The following is an 18,850-nucleotide window of genomic DNA, read 5'->3' as shown; positions in this document are numbered from 1 at the left end:
ACAGCGCAATGGCATCAAAGTTGCTATTCTTTGGGCAGGTTGTTAAAAAATGTAAGGAAGCGCCGTGAACGCCCTGAATCGACTGTCTATTCGCACCCGTCTGTACTTTGGCACGGTGTTTTCCTTGGTCTTGCTGGTAGTGATCGGGGCCATGGGGTACTTGGCGCTGGAGCGCACGCGCACAACGCTGGAGGTGCTGTTCACCCAGCGGGTGCAGACCCTGACCGACATGAGCGAGCTGCGCACCACGCTGGGGGATTTGCGGCGTGCGGAGAAGGACATCATCATCAACTTCAACAACACGATTGAGGTGTCCACCCAGCGCGACCTGTGGAAGAAGTCGCTGCAGTCGCTCAACAAGGGGCTGAGCGATGTGCGCAAGGTGCAGACCTCCGATGCCAACTTTGCGGCGTCCATCGACAAGGCGTTGGCAGAGGTCAAGGAATACGAAACCGGCATTTCCCCCGTGTTCGAGCAGATTGAGCGGGCGCAGATTGACGGTGCGGTGGGCGGAGCCTACGCCGACAAGTACAAAAAGCACATGGAGGCCAGCGACAAGCTGTTGTTGGACTTGGCCATGGATGCGCGCAAGCAGATGGACGAGGCCCGCCAAGGCGTGGACTCTCTGACCTCCACCATGTCGGGCCTGATTGGTGGGGCCTTGCTGCTGGCCCTGGCGGTGTTGATTCCGCTCACGTTCTTCAGTGTTCGCTCCATTACGCAGTCCATCTCGCAGGCCAGCGAGTTGGCCGAGCGCATTGCGGGGGGCGATTTGTCGCGGGATGTGCAAGTCACCTCCACCGACGAAGTGGGGCAACTGGTGGGCGCGATGGCGCGCATGCAGGACGCGTTGCGTGGCCTGGTGCACCAGGTGCAAGAGGCCGCGGGTAATATCTCGACCGCCAGCTCTGAAATCGCCACGGGCAACCATGACCTGAGCCACCGCACGGAACAGACGGCGGCCAATCTGGAAGAAGCGGCTTCCTCGATGGAACTGCTCACCGGCACCATCCAGCAAAGTGCCCAGTCCTCGCGCCAGGCCAGTGACTTTGCGGCTTCGGCGGCCGAGGTCGCCGCTCGGGGGGGCTCTGTGGTGTCGCAAGTGGTAACCACCATGGACCAGATCACCACCAGTTCGCGCAAGATCGCCGATATCACCGGCGTGATCGACTCCATTGCCTTCCAGACCAACATCCTGGCGCTGAATGCTGCGGTGGAAGCCGCCCGCGCAGGCGAGCAGGGTCGGGGCTTTGCGGTGGTGGCTAGCGAGGTGCGCAGCCTGGCTCAACGCAGCGCCGAGGCCGCCAAGGAGATCAAGGGCCTGATCGGCTCGTCGGTGGAGCGGGTCGAAGACGGTTCGCGCCTGGTGACCCAGGCCGGGCAGACCATGACCGAGATCGTGGGCAGCGTGCACCGCGTGTCCAGCATCATTGGAGAGATCACGGCATCGTCTTCCGAGCAGAGCGACAACGTGGCCCAGATCAGCCAGTCGGTGAGCCAACTCGACAACATGACCCAGCAGAATGCGGCGCTGGTCGAGGAGTCCACGGCCGCGTCCGAATCGTTGCGCGAACAGGCTGTGCAACTGACCCGGGCCGTGGCCCAGTTCAAATTGCCCGCAGGGGGCATGCGATCGGCCTCCGTTGCCGGGGCTGCGATGGGCTATGGGGGCAATGCCCTGCCTGGGCATTCGGTGGTGCCCCAGTTGGCTTGACCGACTGGTGCGGGGGCGGATCAGCGCCGGGCCTTGGTTACGGTTTGCCCGTTGGCTGGTTGACGGTGACCATCCCCGTTGGGCCAAAATGGTGCATAGACGATACCTTTGCCCCATGAAACACCTTGCACCCCGCCGGAGAGTCTGGGCCCCGTGGGCCCTGTGGATTAGCTTGGCTGGTAGCGTGCCGTGGGCTGCGCAGGCCGAGTCTTTGCAATGCCAGTCGGGCAGCGTGGGGGTGGGCGACACCATGGCCACCGTGGCCCTGCGGTGTGGCCAGCCCACTGCCACGGGGGCCTATTGCGCACCCGTAGAAATCCAATGGATAGACCGCCCGCACAACGCGCCCTATGGCCGTTGGCTGGCCCCCTGTCAGCCCGTGGATGAGTGGATTTACGACCGGGGTGTGGGCTACCTGCCGGCCAGGCTGCAGTTTCGCGGGGGGCGGCTGTGGTCGCTGGTGTACGGGCAGTCAGTGCCTTAACAAGGCGCTGAGGGCTGTAGCCCGCCTCTCAATGCCGGGTGATTGGCACTCGCTCAGTCGCGCGTCACCCGCAGCACTTCTTCGCGGCTGGTCACTCCTGCCGCAATCAGTCGCTCGCCGTCTTCACGCATCAGCGTCATGCCTGCGGCCAGGGCGGCCGTGCGGATCTCGGCTTCTGAGGCCTGGGCGTGGATTTGTGCGCGGATGGCGTCGTCCGTCACCAGCAGCTCGAACACCCCGGTGCGCCCGGCATAGCCCGTGTGCCCGCAGGCCTCACAGCCTTTGCCATGGCAGGTACCGCAGTATTTGCGCACCAGCCGCTGGGCCAGCACGCCCAGTAGCGAGGAAGACAGCAGGAAGGGCTCCACCCCCATGTCGATCAACCGCGTCACGGCGCTGGCCGCATCGTTGGTGTGCAGCGTGGCCAGCACCAAGTGGCCGGTCAGCGAGGCCTGGATGGCGATCTGTGCGGTTTCGAAGTCGCGGATTTCACCGATCATGATGATGTCCGGGTCCTGGCGCAGGATGGCGCGCAGGGCCTTGGCAAACGTCAGGTCGATCTTGCTGTTCACCTGCGTCTGGCCCACGCCGGGCAACTCGTACTCAATCGGGTCTTCCACCGTCATGATGTTGTTGCGCGTGGCGTCCAGGCGGCCCAGGCCCGCGTACAGCGTGGTGGTTTTGCCCGAGCCCGTGGGCCCGGTCACCAGGATGATGCCGTGCGGCTGGCTGATCAGCCCCTCAAAGCGGCGCAGAGTCTCGCCCTGCATGCCCACGGCTTCCAGGCTGATTTTGTTCTCGCTCTTGTCCAGCAAACGCAGCACGGCGCGCTCGCCATGGGCGCTGGGCAGGGTGGACACGCGCACATCAATGGCGCGGGTGCCCAGGCGCAGGCTGATGCGCCCGTCCTGTGGCAAGCGCTTTTCCGAAATGTCCAGGTCGGCCATGATCTTCAGGCGCGAGATCAGTGCGGCGTGCAGCGCGCGGTTGGGCTGCACCACCTCGCGCAGCGTGCCGTCCACCCGAAAGCGCACGCTGGAGTGGCGCTCGTACGGCTCGATGTGGATGTCACTGGCCCCGTCGCGTGCGGCCTGCGTGAGCAGGGCGTTGAGCATGCGGATGATGGGGGCATCGTCTGCGGTTTCCAGCAAGTCTTCCACGGCGGGAAGCTCTTGCATCATGCGCGAGAGGTCGGCATCGGACTCGACCTCGCTCACCACCGTGGCCGCGCTGGATTCGCCTTGGGCATAGGCCGCGCTGATGCGCTGGGCCAGGCTGGGCGCATCCAGCGACAGCAGGTGCCGCACCTTGTGCTTGCGCAGCACTTCGGACAGCGCCGTGACGTCGGGCGCAGGGCCGTGCCACAGCACGAGCTGCTGGCCATCGTCCTCGAGCAGCAGCTGCGATGAGCGGGCAAAGGCGTAGGGCAGGGGGTGGCGCATGGCGGTTCGGTGGGTAACGGGGCTTGGGGGCTTAGGGGGCTGAGGGGGCTGAGGGTGGCTCACGGAGGCGAGAAGGCCGGGGGCTGCTCAGAAATTCAGGCGTAGTGCATGCGGTGTGTGCAGGCAAAGATGCTGCCTGCCAAACACCGACCCCGCCGTGGCGCTTGCGCTGCCGGGCGGGGCCCTCTTGCGTCCAGGGCGCAGCACGCTAGCGCACCGCTCACTGCCGAATCACGTCGGCTTCCAGTGCCAAGGCGCGCACCGACACAGCCGCCTTGTCTGCCGCCTGCTGCGTGTTGAACGGGCCCACCTGCACGCGGGTGCGGTTGCCCCGGTTGGTGTTCACGGTCTGCACATTCATCGGCAGTGCCGCTTTGCGCAGCTTGTTCATCGCGTCGGTGGCGGTTTTGTCATTGGCAAAAATGCCCACGTTCACAAAATACGTGGGTGGCAGTGCCTGCTCGGCCTGGGCTGCGGGCTCCGTGGCTTGCGGCATGGGTGCTGCTGACACAGGGGCTGCGGCAGGAGCGGGCGTGACCACAGGCGGCGGCACCACCTGCTGTGGCATCAGCGGTGCGGGCACCTCCACGGGGGCTGCGGGGGCGGGCGCCGGGGCCTCGGCGCGGGGGCGGGGCTCCAGTGGCGGCAGGATGGGCGCGCCAGACACGGAGCGCATCACTGGGTTGGAGGCGGGCTGCACCACTTGCTGCAGCGCGCGGATGGACTCGTACCGGTCGGCCATGAGGGCGTCGCTGGTGACGGTGTCGCGCACCACGACGGGGCGCAGGAACACCATCAGGTTGGTCTTCTTGCGCGAGCGGTTTTCGCTGCGGAATAGGGCGCCCACCACGGGGATGTCGCCCATCACTGGCACCTTGTCTTCGGCCTGCGAGTAGCTGTCTTCCAGCAGGCCACCAATCACGATGATGTTGCCGTCGTCCACCACCACGTTCGACTCGATGGAGCGCTTGCTGGTGGTGGGCCCGTTGGTGTCCTTGAGCGTGGAGGCGTCGATCTTCGAGACCTCCTGGTAAATCGCCATCTTCACCGTGCCGTTCTCGCTGATCTGCGGGCGCACGCGCAGCATCAGGCCCACGTCCTTGCGCTCTACCGTGTTGAACGGGTTCACGGTGCTGCTGCCGGTGGTATTGGCGTAAGAGCCCGTCACAAACGGCACGTTGTTGCCGATGACGATCTTGGCTTCTTCGTTGTCCAGCGTCATCAGGTTGGGCGTGGACAGCACGTTGGCGTCGCCGCTGTTTTGCAGGAAGTTGGCCAACGCGCCCAGGTAGTACTGGCCGTTGATGCGCGGTGCCAGTGCCATGTTCAAGCCGCCGCCCAGCGAACCGACGGCGGTGGCAATGCTGGACGTGGAGCCCGTGGCCAGCGCCGCTGTGGCGCTCAGAATGTTGGTGCCTGCCGTGCCGGAGTTGGTGCCGATCACCCCCACAGTGCCACTGCCGCTGCTGCCCACGGTGCCCTGCCACTGGATGCCGAACTGTGCGAGCTTGCTGGCAGAGACTTCCACGATCAGACTTTCGACCAGCACCTGCGCGCGGCGGCCGTCGAGCTTGTCGATCACGGCGCGCAGCTGGCGGTACTGGGGTTCGGGGGCGCTGATGATGAGCGAGTTGGTGGTCGGGTCGGCCTGGATTTGTCCGCCGGTCGAAGGTTGGTTGCTGGTGGCGCCACCGCTGCTGCCGCCTGTGCTTGCTCCCAGGCCACCGCTGGAGCCCAGGCCGCCGCCATTGCTGCTGCTCGTGCTGTTGCCCAGCGACGATGCGCTGGTGCTGCCCGTGCTGGTGCTGCTGGCAGACACGCCGCCGCCACTGGAGCTGCCATTGCCGTTGGCGCTGGCCATGGCTGCACGCAGGGTGGTGGCCAGCTTGGTGGCGTCGGCGTTCTTCAGGTACACCACATGGATGTTGCCGGTGGACGCGGCGCTGCCGGGCACCGGTGGCTGGTCCAGCTTTTCGACCAGCATGCGCACCAGCGCCACGCGTGCCGGGTTGGCGGCACGCAGAATCAGCGAATTGCTGCGGGGCTCGGCCAGCAGCGTGGTCTTGAAGGAGTTGTCGGACTGCCCCTGCGCTGCACCGGCGGCTGCGCCGCTGCTGCTGCCGTCGATCAGCCGCGACACCAGCGGAGCCATGTCGGCCGCCACCGCATTGCGCAGCGGGATCACCTCCACATCGGTGGCGTTGGAGACGTCCATGGCCGCGATGATGCGGGCCAAGCGCTGCAGGTTGTCGGCGTAGTCGGTGATCACCAGCGAGTTGTTGCCGGGGTTCACGTTGATGGTGTTGTTGGGGCTGATCAGCGGACGCAGCACCGGCACCAGGTTGGCCGCGTTCTCAAAGTTGAGCTTGAAGATCTGCGTGACGATCTGCCCGCCGCTGGGGCCGCTCGCGCTGCCGCCTTGCGACACACTCACGCCACCGCTTTGCAGCTTGGCATCGGCCTCGGGCACTACCTTGTACAGGCCCGCAGATTCGACCACCGTGAAGCCCTGCAGGCGCAGTGCGGCCAGAAACTGCTGGAACGCGGCGGCCGGAGGCACGGCCCGCTCGGTGATCAGGGTGAGCTGTCCCTTCACGCGGGGGTCCACCACCACGTTGCGCCCGGTGATGGTGGCCATGGTGCGGGCCACGGCTTCGATCTCGGCGTTGGCAAAGTTGAGGGTGACCGGCTCGCCCGAGCGCACGCTGCTGGTGCCCGTGCCCACCGCAGTTTGCGCATGAATTTGGCCGCTAAGGCACGCCAAGAAAGCGCTGAAAGCTATGCTATTCATAGCAAAACGCAGGCGTGGCGAAAGAATGGAAGTCGTCATAGGGTCAACCCACGGTAATGAGGGAGCGTGCGCCGCTGCGCCGCCCGATGATATTCAGAAGATTGGCCAGTGCCGCTTCGCGGTCCGGGGCCGCTGTGGCTTCGCCGGTAAAGCGCAGGCGTTGCCCCACCCACTGGCCACTGCCGCTGAGTTGCAGGTGGCCTTGCAGGGTGCTGAGGGTGAGGGTGGGCACTTCGCCCCCGCCAGGTTCAACCGGTAGCTGCCCATGGGGCGCAGGGTTGACAGGCGCGAGGACATGGACATGGCATCGAGTTGCGCCGTGCCTGCCAGCACCATGCGCCCGGCAGACCACACCGCCTCCAGCCCCCGGGTTTGCAACATCAATTGCCCTTGCGGCTGCAGCGTGTTCCACGGCGTGCCCAGCCCGGCCAGCACGGCGGCGGGCCACTGGCTGCTACTGTCTTGCAGCGCCAGGCGCACACGCCCCAACTGCAGCTGGATGCTGGCCTGAATGGGTTGCTGGGTGCAGCAGCTGGCATGCACCTGCAGGCGCAGCCCGCTCCAGGAGGGGCGCAGCTGCCACTCCAGTCGGCCGGGCAGGGCTGCACGGTCTTGGCTGGCGCCGCCACCGGTCAACACCAGTTGGGCAGAGCCGGTCCACACAGTGCCACGCGCTTGCGTCAATTGCACCTGGCCCCGGTGGCGGCACTCAGCCGCTGGGTCAGCCACTGTGCGGGGGCAAAGACCACGATGGCGGGCAGCAGCCCTGCCAGGGCTCCGGCAATGGCCCAGCCCCAAGGGGCGCGGGGCGGCTTGGAGGCGCTGCGCGAACGTGAGCGGCCCTTGCTGCTGGCTTGGCCTGCGCTGTTGGAGCGACTGGTGCTGGATCGGGGGCGGGTAGGCACGGCGTGGGGTGCGTTGATGGGCACAGTCGGTGTCAACGGGCGGGCAGGGCCAGCACCACGGTGCCATCCCAGCGGGGCACCGGCGCGGCACCGGTGTTACCCAGTGTGGCCGGACCGGCATTGGCTGGGGTGGCTGCGGTGCTGCGGGTCAGGCGCGATTCGACCGGCACGGCGCGCGCATTGGTGCGGGCCAGGGCCAGCCACTGGGCCACGGCATCGGCCGGTGCGCCTTTGAGGGTGACGGTGACGCGGTCACCCAGCACGTTCATCTGGGCGGAGGTGCCCAGGCGCTGGGTAAGTGCTGCGCGCAGCGCGCCCACGGCGTCGGTGGGCGAGGTCTGGGGCTGGGCTTGCAGTTGCTGGGCTTCGGCCTGCAGGCGCTGCATGTGCTGCAGTTGCAAGTCCAGCTTGCCATGCAGTTCGGGCGCCTGGTGCAAGGTCGTGAGGGCTGGGGCCAGGGCCACCCACCACAACAGGGCCAGCAGCACCACGCCAGCGGCTGCCATCACCAGACTTTGTTCGCGCGGGGCCAGGGCCTTCCAGCGCGCTTGCAGGGCGGCGGCGCGGCTCATGGCATCCCCTCGGCACGCACCAGCAAGGTGCCATCTTCGGTGCGCGCGCTGTAGCCAGCGGCCTGCAATCGGGTGTTGAACACAGATTCCTCGTCGGGGGCCAGGGTGACGCCGCGCAGGCGCAGCTCGCCGGGGGCAAATTCAAGGGTGGTGGGCACGCGGTCGTCCGGCAGGCTGGCGCCCACGGCCTCCATCAGGGGTTCCAGGTCACGCGGCGATACGCTGCCTGCCTTTTGGCGCAGCAGGCCCAGTTCGCGCTCCATCTGCACGGGGGCATCCACCACCACTTTGACCTGGGGGAAGGTGGTGGTCAGCGCATTGCGCACGGCCACCTGCTTGGCGGCCAAGGCCTGCTTTTCTTGCCAGGCCCACAGGTTCAAGCCCACCAGGTGCACGCCCACCAGCAAGGCGGCGGCCCAGCGTGCGGCGCGCCATTGGGGGGCGTACAGCAGCGCGCTGGCTGCGGTGCCTGCCTTGCGCATGGCGCGGATGCGGCTGGTGCTGGCCAGTTCAAACTGTGCCAGGTCCCAGTCGCCCCGGGCGGCATCCAGCGCGCGCTGGGTAGCGGTGTGCAGTGTGACCTGGCGGCCCAGGGTGCGCTCGGCCACCTCGGCCACGGCCGGGTCGGCGCGCACCACGGGGGCGGGGGCGTCGTCGTCGGTGGTGGATGTGAGCCCTGCCAGTGCCAGCACGGCGGCCGACAGGGGCAGCATGGTCACGCTCTGGTCGGGGCCCTGGCCGCACAGGATCATCTGCGGCTCGCTGGGGCTGCCCATGGCGCAGATTTCGGTGGTGCCGCTGGCTGTGGGGCCGGGGGCAAACTCAGGCACCACGCGCGATACAGCACGGCCTGCGGCTTCCAGCGCTTGCAGGTTGTCGCGCAGCCAGCTGCGGTCGCACACCGCAACCCACACGGGGCTGCCAGCCTCGGCGCCGGGCTGCAGCGCAAAGTGCAGTTGGGCGGGGTCGTCCAGCAGGCGGTCTTCCAGCAGGCCTTCCAGAATGGAGCGCAGGCGCGGCGTCTGGTGGTTGGGCCCCAGCGGAATGCCGGGGGGCAGTTGCACCCGCTGCCATGACAGGGCCGAGATCGGCACCATGGCCACCACTTCGCCGCCGGGGCGTGAGGGCTCGGGCAGCAAGGCGGCAGCCGCACGCGCATGGTCGGTGGCGGTGTGGCCGTCCGACGTCAGCGTGTAGCTGTATTTGGTGGCGATGCCCGGTGGCGTCAGGGGCAGGGTAAGGATCAGGGAGCTCATGGGCAGGTTTTGCAGGCCATTTTAGGGGGCTGACATGTCGGTTGGGGGCATGTTCTGCCCTGTCAGCGGGGTGCCTGTGCGGCTGCAGTGGCGGGGTCGCGGTCAAAAACGCCGCGCTCGCGCCAGAGGGTCACGACACTGTTGGTGCTGTCTTTGCGCACCAGAGAGCGCTCGTCCACCACGGATTCGCCCAGCCGCAGGCGCCCACGCACTTCAAAGAAGCGCGAGGCGACCGTGATCAGATCGGTGTCTGGCACAGTGTTTGTTCCAAGCAACGTTATGGCATCGTTGAGCACCTTGAAGTGGCGCGATTCGCGGCTGGCGATCAGCTTTTGGGCGCTGGCCAAGTCGATCCCATCGATAGCTGCCCACAGCACGTCCAACTGAGCGGTGTTCAGGTTCACCGGGGTGCGCACGGGCAAGATGGTGACATGCGGGCTCAGGATGGCGATGGTGCTGGCGGGGACGCCCAGCCAGCCCAGTTGCGACACGGTCTGGGGCATGAGTGGCGCGTTGGCGTCGTCGGTGCCTGCAGCCGACTGGGCTTTGCGCAAAGCCTCCACCAGGGATGTGAGCTGCTGCTGCGGCAGGCCCAGCCGCTCAAACAAGCGGGTGAATTGCTTCAGCCCCCCGCTTGCACCTGCCCGGCATCGACTAGGCTGGTGAGGTTCAAGCGGCTTTGCATGTCGATGATCTGGCCCGACAGGAAGGCCTCGGTAGTGTCTGTTGTGGCATCGTCCACCTGCGAGACGTTGCGCTCGGCCGCCAAGAAAGTGGACAACCGCGCTTCTTGCAGCGGGATAGCCCAAGGCTCTGCCAAGTGGTCGGCGCCGCCAGCGCGGCCGTCTTCTCGCAGGATCAGGCGCGACCAGTCCAGTGCCCCCACCAAGATCCACGCGGCTTGCACGCGGCCGCGCTCGGCGGTTTCCACTTCGACTGCGCGCCACTGCTGCCACATCGCGGCAGCGGCCAGGGTGGCCACCAGCGTCACGGTGAGCATGGCTGCCAACAGGGCGGCCCCGGTTTGACGCGGGGCGCTCAGTGGCTGGGGCTTGGCGGGCGGGTGCAGCGTCATGTGCGGCTGCCTCCCAGTGCGGGATTGATCCAGTCGCGCACCAGCAGGCCGCTGAGCGCACCGCCAGGGCTGAGGGTGATTTGCAGGCGTATGCCCTCAGGCAGAGTGCTGCTGCCGTCTGTGCCGGGCACCGTGCCCACGCTGGACAACGCGTTGGACCAGGCACCGCCCCGGTAATAGAACAATTGCCAGCCGTCGATGGGGATGAGCGCGACCTCGCTGCGGCGTTCGGCATCGCCCGGGGTGCGGGCCCATTGCGCGGCCCGTGCCCAGGCCTCTTGCCATTGGGTGCGGGTGCGCACGGTGGGGGACTGCCAGCGCAGCCACTGCGCCCCGGCATTGGTCTCACGGCGCGTCCAGGCCACCACCACGGGACCTTCGTCGGGCACGGCGGTGCTGCGGCGCGTCAGGCGCAGCACTTGGCCGTCCCAGTCCAGTGGCGTGGTGTGGGCCAGCGGGGACACCAGTGCGTCCAGGTCGGCACCCCACTGGGCCAGAGAGGCTTGCAGCACCAGCATGTCGTCGGCGCGCTGGCGTGTGGCTTCTTGCGTGCGCACCATGCCGTCGATGCCGCGCCAGCTCAAGATGGCGATGAGCGCCATCACGGTGATGGCGACCAGCAGTTCGATGAGTGTGAAGCCGCGCAGGGCTGGCTTTGCCACGCCGCTCGGTTGGGTCAACGGGCGCATTCAGTTCCTCCCGATGATGGTGGAGATGCGCAGGATGGACATGTCTGCGTCAAACACCTGCGCATCCATGCGCCGGAACTGGGGGTTGGGCGTGGGCCGCACGATCACGTTCACCGTGAACTGCCGACCCGCTTGCTCGCAGGGCTCGGTGCTGTCGCCCACGCTGGGCATCTGGCGCGACAGGCGGGCTTTGATCAATTCGTTTTCGGCGCACAACTGGGCCAGCACGATGTCGGACTGGCGCTGGGCATTGCGGGTGAGCGTACTGGCGGCCTGCGTGCCTGCCAGCAGCGCAATGGCCACAATGGCCAGGGCGACCAGCACTTCCACCAGGGTGAAGCCACGGGTGAGGTGATGGGCCGGGCGACACGCTGGGCGAGTGGCTGTGCGCTGCGGTGTCATGGCAGGGACTCCACCGTGAAGGGGCGCAGCCCGTCGGTGACCACGCGCAGGGCGCGGTCGGGGTAGTTCTGGTGGGTGATGACCACTTGCTGTGGGCCGATGAGGGGCTCCGGCCCCAGCAGCAACGCGGCGGTGCCGCGCACGGTGACGCCTGGGTCCAGCCATTGGCTGGGCAGGGCGCTGGCGGGCAGGCCCTCAAACTTGAAGCCTTGCTCCGTCGCTCGCCAGCGCACGGGGGCCCCGGTGGAGCGCGACTGTGCCCTGCCTGATTCCAGCAGCGCGGCCAGCCGCGCGGCCTCGCGCTCCAGCACGGTCTGGCCGTTGTCGCGGATGGCCATGGACACCCCGGCCGTGGCCAGCGCCATGATGCTGATGACGACCAGCAACTCTAGAAGAGTGAACCCCCCTGAGCCGCCACCCGCTCGGTGCCGCCGCCAGAGGCGGCAGCTCTTCGATGCCGTCCGACCCTGCGCAGGCAGGCTTGGAGCCGCGGCATCTCAGCCCCCGAGGGGACGACGCCAGTGGCCTGGCGAAGCCAGCTCCACGGCATCCCTCGCCTGGGGCGTGCCAGTTTCATGAGGTGGTAGGGCGTGGCAAAGAATGGGGCATCACTGCCAGCTGCCAATGTCCGCATCCTTGCCTTCGCCGCCCGACTGCCCGTCTGCGCCGAACGACATCACGTCGATCTCACCCTTGATGCCGGGGCTCAGGTACTGGTAGGGGCGGCCCCAGGGGTCATTGGGCAGCTTGTCCAGGTAAGGCTTCCAGTTGTTGGGGATGGGGCCGGAGGTCGGCTTGGCAATCAGGGCCTGCAGGCCTTGCTCGGCCGAGGGGTAGCGCTGGTTGTCCAGGCGGTACATCTTGAGCTGCTGCACGATGTTGGCGATGTCGGTCTTGGCGGCCGTCACGCGGGCGTCGTCGGCACGTTCGAGCACGTTGGGCACGATCAGCGCGGCCAGCACGCCGATGATGACCATCACCACCATCAATTCAATGAGGGTGAAGCCCCGGGCCAGGCGTTGGCGGGCGGAGCGCACGAAGGAAGAGGGAGAGGTGTTCACTGCAGGCGTTCTCGGGTGATCTCGGATCGCGTGAATCATAATCTGCGCATGGTGACAAACACACACTCTCAATGGGGCATGCGATTGGGGACTCTGGTCTTGTGGGCTGCGGCGGGCGCCAGCGTGGTCTATTGGGGTCTGCGCTTGTCCTCCCGGCCTTCGGGTGTGGCCGTGCCGGTCGCGGCAGCGGCCCCTGCCGCGCCTGATGCGGGCGCGCTGGCGCGCTTGCTGGGCGCATCGCCCGCTACGGCGGTGGTCAAGGCCCCGGTGGCCGCGCCTTCCAGCCGGTTTGCGCTGCAGGGCGTGCTGTCGGGCCGCACCAGCGGCGGCGGTGCAGCACTGATCGCCATGGACGGCAAGCCCGCGCGGCCCTACCGCATTGGGGCGCAGGTGGATGCCGGGCTGGTGCTGCAATCGCTGGGCCCGCGCCAGGCGGCGCTGGGGGCCACGGTGGATGGACCCACCACGGTGCGCCTGGAGATGCCGCCCAAGGGCTGATCTTTTTGGGGGCCCTGCGCGACCGGTTTCAGTGTTGCGGAAAGACCGCTGCAGTTACGGTTGTTACACCTGCTGCGCCTGTTGCAGCGCAGCCAGCACACCGTGCGGGGCCATCGCATAGGTTTGCCATTCTCCAAACCCGGGTGCATGCAGCGGCCATTGCTCTGCCGTGACTTGCAACGCCGCAGCCAGGCTGCCTTGCCTGACCAGCCAATCCACACACCGGGCGACCCCGGCATGCGTGATCCAGACCACATGGGTGCCGCGCTGCAGGTGTTGTTGCGCCTCGCCCAAGGCCGCGCTCACCCGGGTCAGCATGCTGGCCAGGTCTTCACCCTGGCCGGGGCGGTAGCGGGTGAAGTCCTGCGTCCAGGCATCCAGCTCATGGCGGGCGATGTCGGCCCAGAGGCGGCCCTCCCACTGGCCGAAGTCCATTTCGCGCAGGCGCCCGTCTGCATTGCTAGTCAAATTGGCCTGTAGGGCGCACAGAGAAAGCGCTAGCTGCTCACATCTTTGTAGCGGTGAGTGGCATAAGAGCAGGGGATTTGGCAGCGAGATTGCCAGCCGCTGTGCGGCCATCTGGGTGGCTTCAGGGTCGGCGGGCACGTCCAGCAGGCCGTAGCAGGTGCCGGGCGCGATGCAAGGCGCCGCGTGCCGCATTACCCACAGGGTCGCAGGGCTCACCGTGCGGCGCCCAGGGCCAGCGCGGCGCCCAGGTAAAAACCGATTTCGCCCACTTGCTGGGTGGCGCCCAGGCAGTCGCCGGTAAAGCCCTGCAGGCGCCGGGCAAACCAGCGCCCCATCCAGACTGCCGCCGCCATGCTGAGAGCGATGGATGCTATTAAAAATATAGCTGCTTGCGCTTGATAGACCAGCGCTAGCGGCACAAAACACCACAAAGCGGCGGCTGCCAGCGCGCGGCGCGAGATCTGGTCGGCCAGTGGCTTGCTTTTGGAGCGGGCTGTGTCGCCCACATGCGGCAGCCAGCGCACGATAAACAGCGGCCACAGGCGCGAGAGCACATGCCCCCCCGCCAGCGCGGCCAGCACGGCCCCTAGGCTGTGTGCGCCCAGCAGCGCCAGCAGGCTCACCTTGGCCAGCAGGGTCAGCACTAGCGCCATGGCCCCAAAGGCACCGACGCGCGAGTCTTTCATGATGTCCAGCGCGCGCTCTCGGTCGTAGCTGCCACCCAGGCCGTCGGCCACGTCGGCCAGGCCGTCTTCATGGAAGCCGCCGGTCATTACCACCGTGGCCACAGTGCTGAGCACGGCCGCCACCAGCGGGGCCATAGGCTGCGCGCCCAGCCCCCAGTGCAGCAGCGCCACCACGGCGCACGACAAGCCCGCCGCCAGCCAGCCAATGCCCGGAAAGTGTGCCGCACTGGCGCGCAGCATGGCCGGGCTGTACCCCACCCAGTCGGCCAGTCGCCCCGTGACGGGAATGCGGGTGAAGAACTGCACGGCCAGCAGGTAGTGGCGCAGGGCTTGCATGGCAGTGTGTGTCGGTTTTACTATTGATTTAGTAGCTGCTAGCGCTTGATTGGTAAGCGCTAGTGGCCTTTTTGATCAAGATGCGGAGCGCAGAAAAAGACGGTACGCCGGGTTGTTCGTCTCGTCCACATACGGGTAGCCCAGGGTGGCCAGGAAGGCATCGAACGTGGCGGTGTCTTCGGCAGGCACCTGCATGCCGACCAGGATGCGGCCATAGTCGGCACCCTGGTTGCGGTAGTGAAAGAGGCTGATGTTCCAGGTCGGCTGCATTAGGCTCAGGAACTTGAGCAGTGCGCCGGGCCGCTCGGGGAAGACAAAGCGCAGCAGCCGCTCGTCTTGTGCCAGGGCCGAGTGGCCGCCCACCAGGTGGCGCAAATGCTCCTTGGCCAGTTCGTCGTGGGTCAGGTCCAGCGCCTCAAAGCCTTGCTGGTTGAAGTGCTGCGCAATCGTGGCCGACTCACCTTTGCCGCGCGTGGTCAGGCCCACAAACACATGGGCGCGGGCGGCATCGCTGATGCGGTAGTTGAACTCTGTGACGTTGCGCGGACCGCCGGGCAGGGCGCCCACGGCTTCGCAAAAACGACGGAAGCTGCCGCGCTCTTCAGGGATGGTGATGGCGAACAGGGCTTCGCGCTCTTCGCCCACCTCGGCACGCTCGGCCACAAAGCGCAGGCGGTCGAAGTTCATGTTGGCGCCGCACAAAATGGCGGCGTAGGTCTCGCCTTCGGTGTGGTGCGTGTCCACATACTGCTTGATGGCGGCCACAGCCAGGGCCCCGGCGGGCTCCACAATGCTGCGCGTGTCCACAAACACGTCCTTGATGGCGGCGCACACGGCGTCGGTGTCTACGGTGATGAATTCGTCCACCAGCCCGGCCGCGACGCGGAAGGTCTCCTCGCCCACTAGCTTGACGGCGGTGCCATCCGAGAACAGGCCCACATCGGCCAGGGTCACGCGCTCGTGCGCCTTGACGGACTGAATCATCGCGTCCGAGTCATTCATCTGCACTCCGATGATCTTGACCTCAGGCCGCACGGCCTTGATGTAGTTGGCCACGCCGCTGACCAGCCCACCGCCACCAATCGCCACGAACACCGCATTGAGCTGGTTGCTGCCCAGGCTTTGCAGTTGCCGCAGGATCTCCATCGCAATCGTCCCTTGCCCGGCAATCACATCGGGGTCGTCGAACGGGTGCACAAAGGTCAGGCCCTGTTCTTTCTCAAGCTTCAGAGAGTGGCCGTAGGCGTCGGAGTAGCTGTCGCCAAACAGCACGACTTCGCCGCCGAGTGTCTTGACGGCGTCCACCTTGAGCTGCGGTGTGGTGGTGGGCATGACGACGACGGCCCGCACGCCCAGGCGCTTGGCGCTCATGGCCACGCCCTGGGCGTGGTTGCCAGCCGATGCGCAGATCACGCCGCGCTCCAGCTGTGCGGGCGTCAGGTGCGCCATCTTGTTGTAGGCGCCGCGCAGCTTGAAGCTGAAGACGGGTTGCTGGTCCTCGCGCTTGAGCAACACCCGGTTTTTCAGGCGGTGGCTCAGGTTCTTGGCGGGCTCCAGGGGGGACTCCACGGCCACGTCATAGACGCGGGCGGTGAGGATCTTTTTCAGGTAATCGGCGGGGGTGAGTGGCTGTGTCATGGGGCGATTGGGTCACCCGCACTGCGGGGCAGGCAGGGGCACACATCATAGTGGTGCAGGCAGCCGGGGGCTGAACCTTGTTGGGGCACGGCGCGGCAGGGGCGCCATTTGGGCAAAAAAAAGCCCCAGGCCGTGAGGCTTGGGGCTGAATCCATCCTTTGAGGAGATGGAGGAGACAATTGGTGCGTGGCACATCAGTGTTTGTACTGGTTGCCATTGGTCATTTTTGTTCAAAGTGACCGTGCTTGGTTGAATTCTAGCCGGATGCTTGTTGCGATGCAGCAAAATTCACAGCGAATTTTCAGGCGCACGCCGAATTCGTGCGAAAAAAACCACGCATTGGACGGGTTCTAATGCGCACCACAGGAGAGAAATCTATGGAATGCACCGTCAGTTGGACAGGGGCCTCGGGCACGCGCTCAGGCATGGGGTTTGTTGCAGAAACCGGCAGCGGCCATGTTTTGACCATGGATGGCGCCCCGGATGCCGCCAATCCCGCCAATGGCGGCCAGAACCTGGCCCCGCGGCCCATGGAGACCGTGTTGGCCGGTACCGGAGGCTGCACCGCCTATGACGTGGTGCTGATCCTCAAGCGCGGCCGCCACGATGTTCGCGGCTGCAGTGTCAAACTCACCTCCGAGCGCGCAGAGGTGGACCCTAAGGTCTTCACCAAAATCCACATGCAGTTCACGGTGACCGGGCGGGGCATTCCCGCCGTGGCCGTGGAGCGCGCCATTGCCATGAGCCACGATAAATACTGTTCGGCCAGCATCATGCTGGGCAAGACGGCCGAAATCACGACCGGCTTTGATATCGTGGAAGCCTGATTGGCCTGGGCGCAGGCTTAAATGCGGTGCGCGGTGGTCGTCATCACCTTGGCGGCCACTTTCATCATGCCTTTGGCAATAGGGGGAAGGGGAAATGCGCCCCGTAAGCGGGCCTGCTCTGCATGGCGTTCCTCGTCGTCCTTCATGCGGGCCACGACAGCCCGTGATGCCAGATCGGCCACTGGCAGGCGCGAGAGATGGCTTTGCAGGTGGGCTGCCACCTGGTTTTCGGTCTCGATCACAAAACCCAGGCTGACCCTGTCGCTCACCTTGGCGGCCACCCAGCCCAGGGCGAAAGCGCCCGTGAACCACATGGGGTTGAGCAAGCTGGGGCGATCGCCCAGCGCTTGCAGTCGTTGGTGTGTCCAGGCAAGGTGGTCGGTTTCTTCTCTGGCGGCTTCCAGCAGGTGCGTGCGCAGTGCTTCGTCTTTGGTGGCCAAGGCTTGTGCGCTGTACAGCGCCTGGGCGCATACTTCTCCGACGTGGTTGACCCGCATCAATGCGCCGGCAAGCTTCTTTTCTTCCGCATTCAGGTCTGCTTCTTGCATGTGCGCTGCAGGGGTTGATTCACTGGCACGCGGCTGGGCAAACAGCGTTCGCAGCGCGTTGTCGAGACTGGAAAGTAGGCGGTCCATGGGTGGAATGTGTTTTGACTTGGAAATTTCAATCAGATACAAATAAATCGCTTGCAATAACGCTCGTTGCAAGGGAGAAGTTTGTTAACTTTTTGCTTTAAGGGTTGTTGCACCACTGCAACGATTTTCCGCGTTCCGGGCAATTGTGGGTGAATTCCTTTGCGAAACCGGACGCGCTCTGGTGCAATAGGTGCAACTTCCCCACCAGGAGGTTGGCCCGGGGAACCGGCGGGACTATGCTGGTGCCTGGCACCCAAGACCCCTCGTACCGGCGCCCTATGTTTAACCTTGGAGTAACTCGCAATGAAAAAATCCCTGATTGCCCTGGCTGTGCTGGCTGCTTCCGGCGCTGCAATGGCTCAGTCTTCCGTGACCCTGTTCGGTATCGTTGACGCTGGCGTTGGCCGCGTTTCTTCCGGTGGCACTTCCGTGACTGGCGTGACCAACAGCGGTCTGGCTACCAGCCGTCTGGGCTTCCGCGGTGAAGAAGACCTGGGTGGCGGTCTGAAGGCTGGTTTCTGGCTGGAAGGTGCTATCCAGAACGATACAGGCACTGGCCAAGGCGGCGGCGCTGCAGGCCCTGGTTTTGAATTCAAGCGTCGCTCGACTCTGAGCCTGGCTGGCGGCTTCGGTGAAGTCCGTCTGGGTCGCGAACTGACCGTTGGCTATGTCAACTCCACAGCAGCTGACGTGTTCGGCGATAACGGCGTTGGCGCTTCGATCGGTAAGAACCACTTCGCTGGCGTGATCGAAACCCGTAAGGGCAACGGCATCAGCTACATTCTGCCTTCCAACCTGGGCGGCATCTACGGTCAAGTGCAGTACGTGTTCGGCGAATCCCTGTCGAACGCTGCTTACGACAAGGCTGGTGACTACCTCGGCGCCCGTATCGGCTACCGTAACGGTCCTCTGGACACAGCCATTGCTTTCGCCAAGGGCCGCGGTGCTTCCGCAGCTGCTGACGCTGACCAGTTCAACATTTTCGCCAGCTATGACCTGGGTGTTGTGAAGCCATTCATCGGCTTCAACCAAGAAAAGAACAAGGCTGCTGTTGAAGTCAAGTACCAAAGCTACCTGCTGGGTCTGACTGCTCCTGTGGGCCCAGGCACCATCCGCGTTTCGTACAACGATGTGGACCTGAAGAACAGCTCCAACGACGCACAGAAGTTCGCCATTGGTTACGTGTATGACCTGTCCAAGCGTACAGCTCTGTACGGTACTCTGGCTCACGTGAAGAACAAGGGCGCAGCTAGCTTCGGTGCTACTCCTGGCGGCCTGTCCTTCACTCAAGTCGCTGGCAAGAACGCCAACGGTTACGAGTTCGGCATTCGTCACTCCTTCTAATGGCACGCGGGCGTGAGCCCGCTGACA

At 65.6% G+C, this 18,850-nt stretch carries 17 protein-coding genes and 2 pseudogenes; 5 read left to right on the top strand and 14 right to left on the bottom strand.

Going from position 1 to position 18,850, the window contains the following annotated elements:
• Positions 1–64 precede the first annotated feature (64 nt).
• Complete coding sequence (locus tag EAG14_RS18085; RefSeq protein WP_121729706.1) at positions 65–1,714, top strand: methyl-accepting chemotaxis protein; 1,650 nt, start codon at positions 65–67, stop codon at positions 1,712–1,714.
• A 115-nt stretch (positions 1,715–1,829) separates the two neighbouring features.
• Positions 1,830–2,198 (top strand): DUF2845 domain-containing protein, encoded by a 369-nt coding sequence (locus tag EAG14_RS18080; protein ID WP_162996034.1) that lies wholly within the window; start codon positions 1,830–1,832, stop codon positions 2,196–2,198.
• Between the two features lie 53 nt (positions 2,199–2,251).
• Here EAG14_RS18080 and EAG14_RS18075 read toward each other — a convergent pair whose 3' ends face one another.
• The 10 genes and pseudogenes from EAG14_RS18075 to gspG all read right to left on the bottom strand — a co-directional run bounded on the left by EAG14_RS18075 (position 2,252) and on the right by gspG (position 12,391).
• On the bottom strand, positions 2,252–3,640 hold the full coding sequence (locus EAG14_RS18075; protein ID WP_099657929.1) for a GspE/PulE family protein: 1,389 nt from the start codon (positions 3,638–3,640) through the stop codon (positions 2,252–2,254).
• A gap of 220 nt (positions 3,641–3,860) precedes the next feature.
• Positions 3,861–6,470, bottom strand: a complete 2,610-nt coding sequence (gspD, locus tag EAG14_RS18070; RefSeq protein ID WP_162996033.1) for a type II secretion system secretin GspD — start codon at positions 6,468–6,470, stop codon at positions 3,861–3,863.
• 4 nt (positions 6,471–6,474) lie between these two features.
• Positions 6,475–7,216 (bottom strand): annotated as a pseudogene (gene gspN, locus EAG14_RS18065) (type II secretion system protein N).
• A 152-nt stretch (positions 7,217–7,368) separates the two neighbouring features.
• Positions 7,369–7,908 carry a type II secretion system protein GspM gene (gene gspM, locus EAG14_RS18060; RefSeq protein ID WP_121729704.1) on the bottom strand — a complete coding sequence of 180 codons (540 nt, stop codon included), beginning with the start codon at positions 7,906–7,908 and terminating at the stop codon, positions 7,369–7,371.
• On the bottom strand, positions 7,905–9,164 hold the full coding sequence (gene gspL / locus EAG14_RS18055; protein ID WP_121729703.1) for a type II secretion system protein GspL: 1,260 nt from the start codon (positions 9,162–9,164) through the stop codon (positions 7,905–7,907). Before gspL ends, gspM begins: the two co-directional genes overlap by 4 nt.
• A gap of 62 nt (positions 9,165–9,226) precedes the next feature.
• Positions 9,227–10,239: pseudogene (gene gspK / locus EAG14_RS18050) on the bottom strand (type II secretion system minor pseudopilin GspK).
• Positions 10,236–10,928, bottom strand: a complete 693-nt coding sequence (locus EAG14_RS18045) for a type II secretion system protein J (RefSeq protein WP_099743094.1) — start codon at positions 10,926–10,928, stop codon at positions 10,236–10,238. Before EAG14_RS18045 ends, gspK begins: the two are co-directional and overlap by 4 nt.
• The gene (gspI, locus tag EAG14_RS18040; protein WP_099743095.1) at positions 10,929–11,330 is read right to left on the bottom strand and encodes a type II secretion system minor pseudopilin GspI; all 402 of its coding nucleotides are present in this window, start codon (positions 11,328–11,330) and stop codon (positions 10,929–10,931) included.
• Complete coding sequence (locus EAG14_RS18035; protein ID WP_240456835.1) at positions 11,327–11,716, bottom strand: type II secretion system protein GspH; 390 nt, start codon at positions 11,714–11,716, stop codon at positions 11,327–11,329. Before EAG14_RS18035 ends, gspI begins: the two co-directional genes overlap by 4 nt.
• 222 nt (positions 11,717–11,938) lie before the next feature.
• Complete coding sequence (gene gspG / locus EAG14_RS18030; protein WP_304528998.1) at positions 11,939–12,391, bottom strand: type II secretion system major pseudopilin GspG; 453 nt, start codon at positions 12,389–12,391, stop codon at positions 11,939–11,941.
• Positions 12,392–12,439: 48 nt separating this feature from the next.
• On the opposite strand from gspG, the gene EAG14_RS18025 reads away from it, so the two are divergent.
• On the top strand, positions 12,440–12,889 hold the full coding sequence (locus EAG14_RS18025; protein ID WP_099657935.1) for a type II secretion system protein N: 450 nt from the start codon (positions 12,440–12,442) through the stop codon (positions 12,887–12,889).
• 63 nt (positions 12,890–12,952) lie between these two features.
• Here EAG14_RS18025 and EAG14_RS18020 read toward each other — a convergent pair whose 3' ends face one another.
• From EAG14_RS18020 to ilvA, 3 genes are all read right to left on the bottom strand, one after another.
• Positions 12,953–13,549: a histidine phosphatase family protein gene (locus EAG14_RS18020; protein ID WP_205603546.1), complete on the bottom strand. Its 597-nt coding sequence runs from the start codon at positions 13,547–13,549 to the stop codon at positions 12,953–12,955.
• A gap of 20 nt (positions 13,550–13,569) precedes the next feature.
• The gene (gene cobS / locus EAG14_RS18015) at positions 13,570–14,379 is read right to left on the bottom strand and encodes an adenosylcobinamide-GDP ribazoletransferase (RefSeq protein WP_121729701.1); all 810 of its coding nucleotides are present in this window, start codon (positions 14,377–14,379) and stop codon (positions 13,570–13,572) included.
• Between the two features lie 75 nt (positions 14,380–14,454).
• On the bottom strand, positions 14,455–16,017 hold the full coding sequence (gene ilvA, locus EAG14_RS18010; protein WP_099657938.1) for a threonine ammonia-lyase, biosynthetic: 1,563 nt from the start codon (positions 16,015–16,017) through the stop codon (positions 14,455–14,457).
• A gap of 377 nt (positions 16,018–16,394) precedes the next feature.
• On the opposite strand from ilvA, the gene EAG14_RS18005 reads away from it, so the two are divergent.
• Positions 16,395–16,844, top strand: a complete 450-nt coding sequence (locus EAG14_RS18005) for an OsmC family protein (RefSeq protein ID WP_099657939.1) — start codon at positions 16,395–16,397, stop codon at positions 16,842–16,844.
• A gap of 17 nt (positions 16,845–16,861) precedes the next feature.
• On the opposite strand, the gene coq7 is transcribed toward EAG14_RS18005, so the two are convergent.
• Complete coding sequence (gene coq7 / locus EAG14_RS18000; protein WP_121729700.1) at positions 16,862–17,479, bottom strand: 2-polyprenyl-3-methyl-6-methoxy-1,4-benzoquinone monooxygenase; 618 nt, start codon at positions 17,477–17,479, stop codon at positions 16,862–16,864.
• 303 nt (positions 17,480–17,782) lie between these two features.
• On the opposite strand from coq7, the gene EAG14_RS17995 reads away from it, so the two are divergent.
• Positions 17,783–18,823 (top strand): porin, encoded by a 1,041-nt coding sequence (locus tag EAG14_RS17995; RefSeq protein WP_099657940.1) that lies wholly within the window; start codon positions 17,783–17,785, stop codon positions 18,821–18,823.
• Positions 18,824–18,850 lie beyond the last annotated feature (27 nt).

The sequence above is a fragment of the Acidovorax sp. 1608163 genome, assembly GCF_003669015.1.
Taxonomy (GTDB): domain Bacteria; phylum Pseudomonadota; class Gammaproteobacteria; order Burkholderiales; family Burkholderiaceae_C; genus Acidovorax.
Note: the sequence above shows the minus strand (reverse complement) of the source record. Positions and strands in the feature narration are given on the sequence as shown.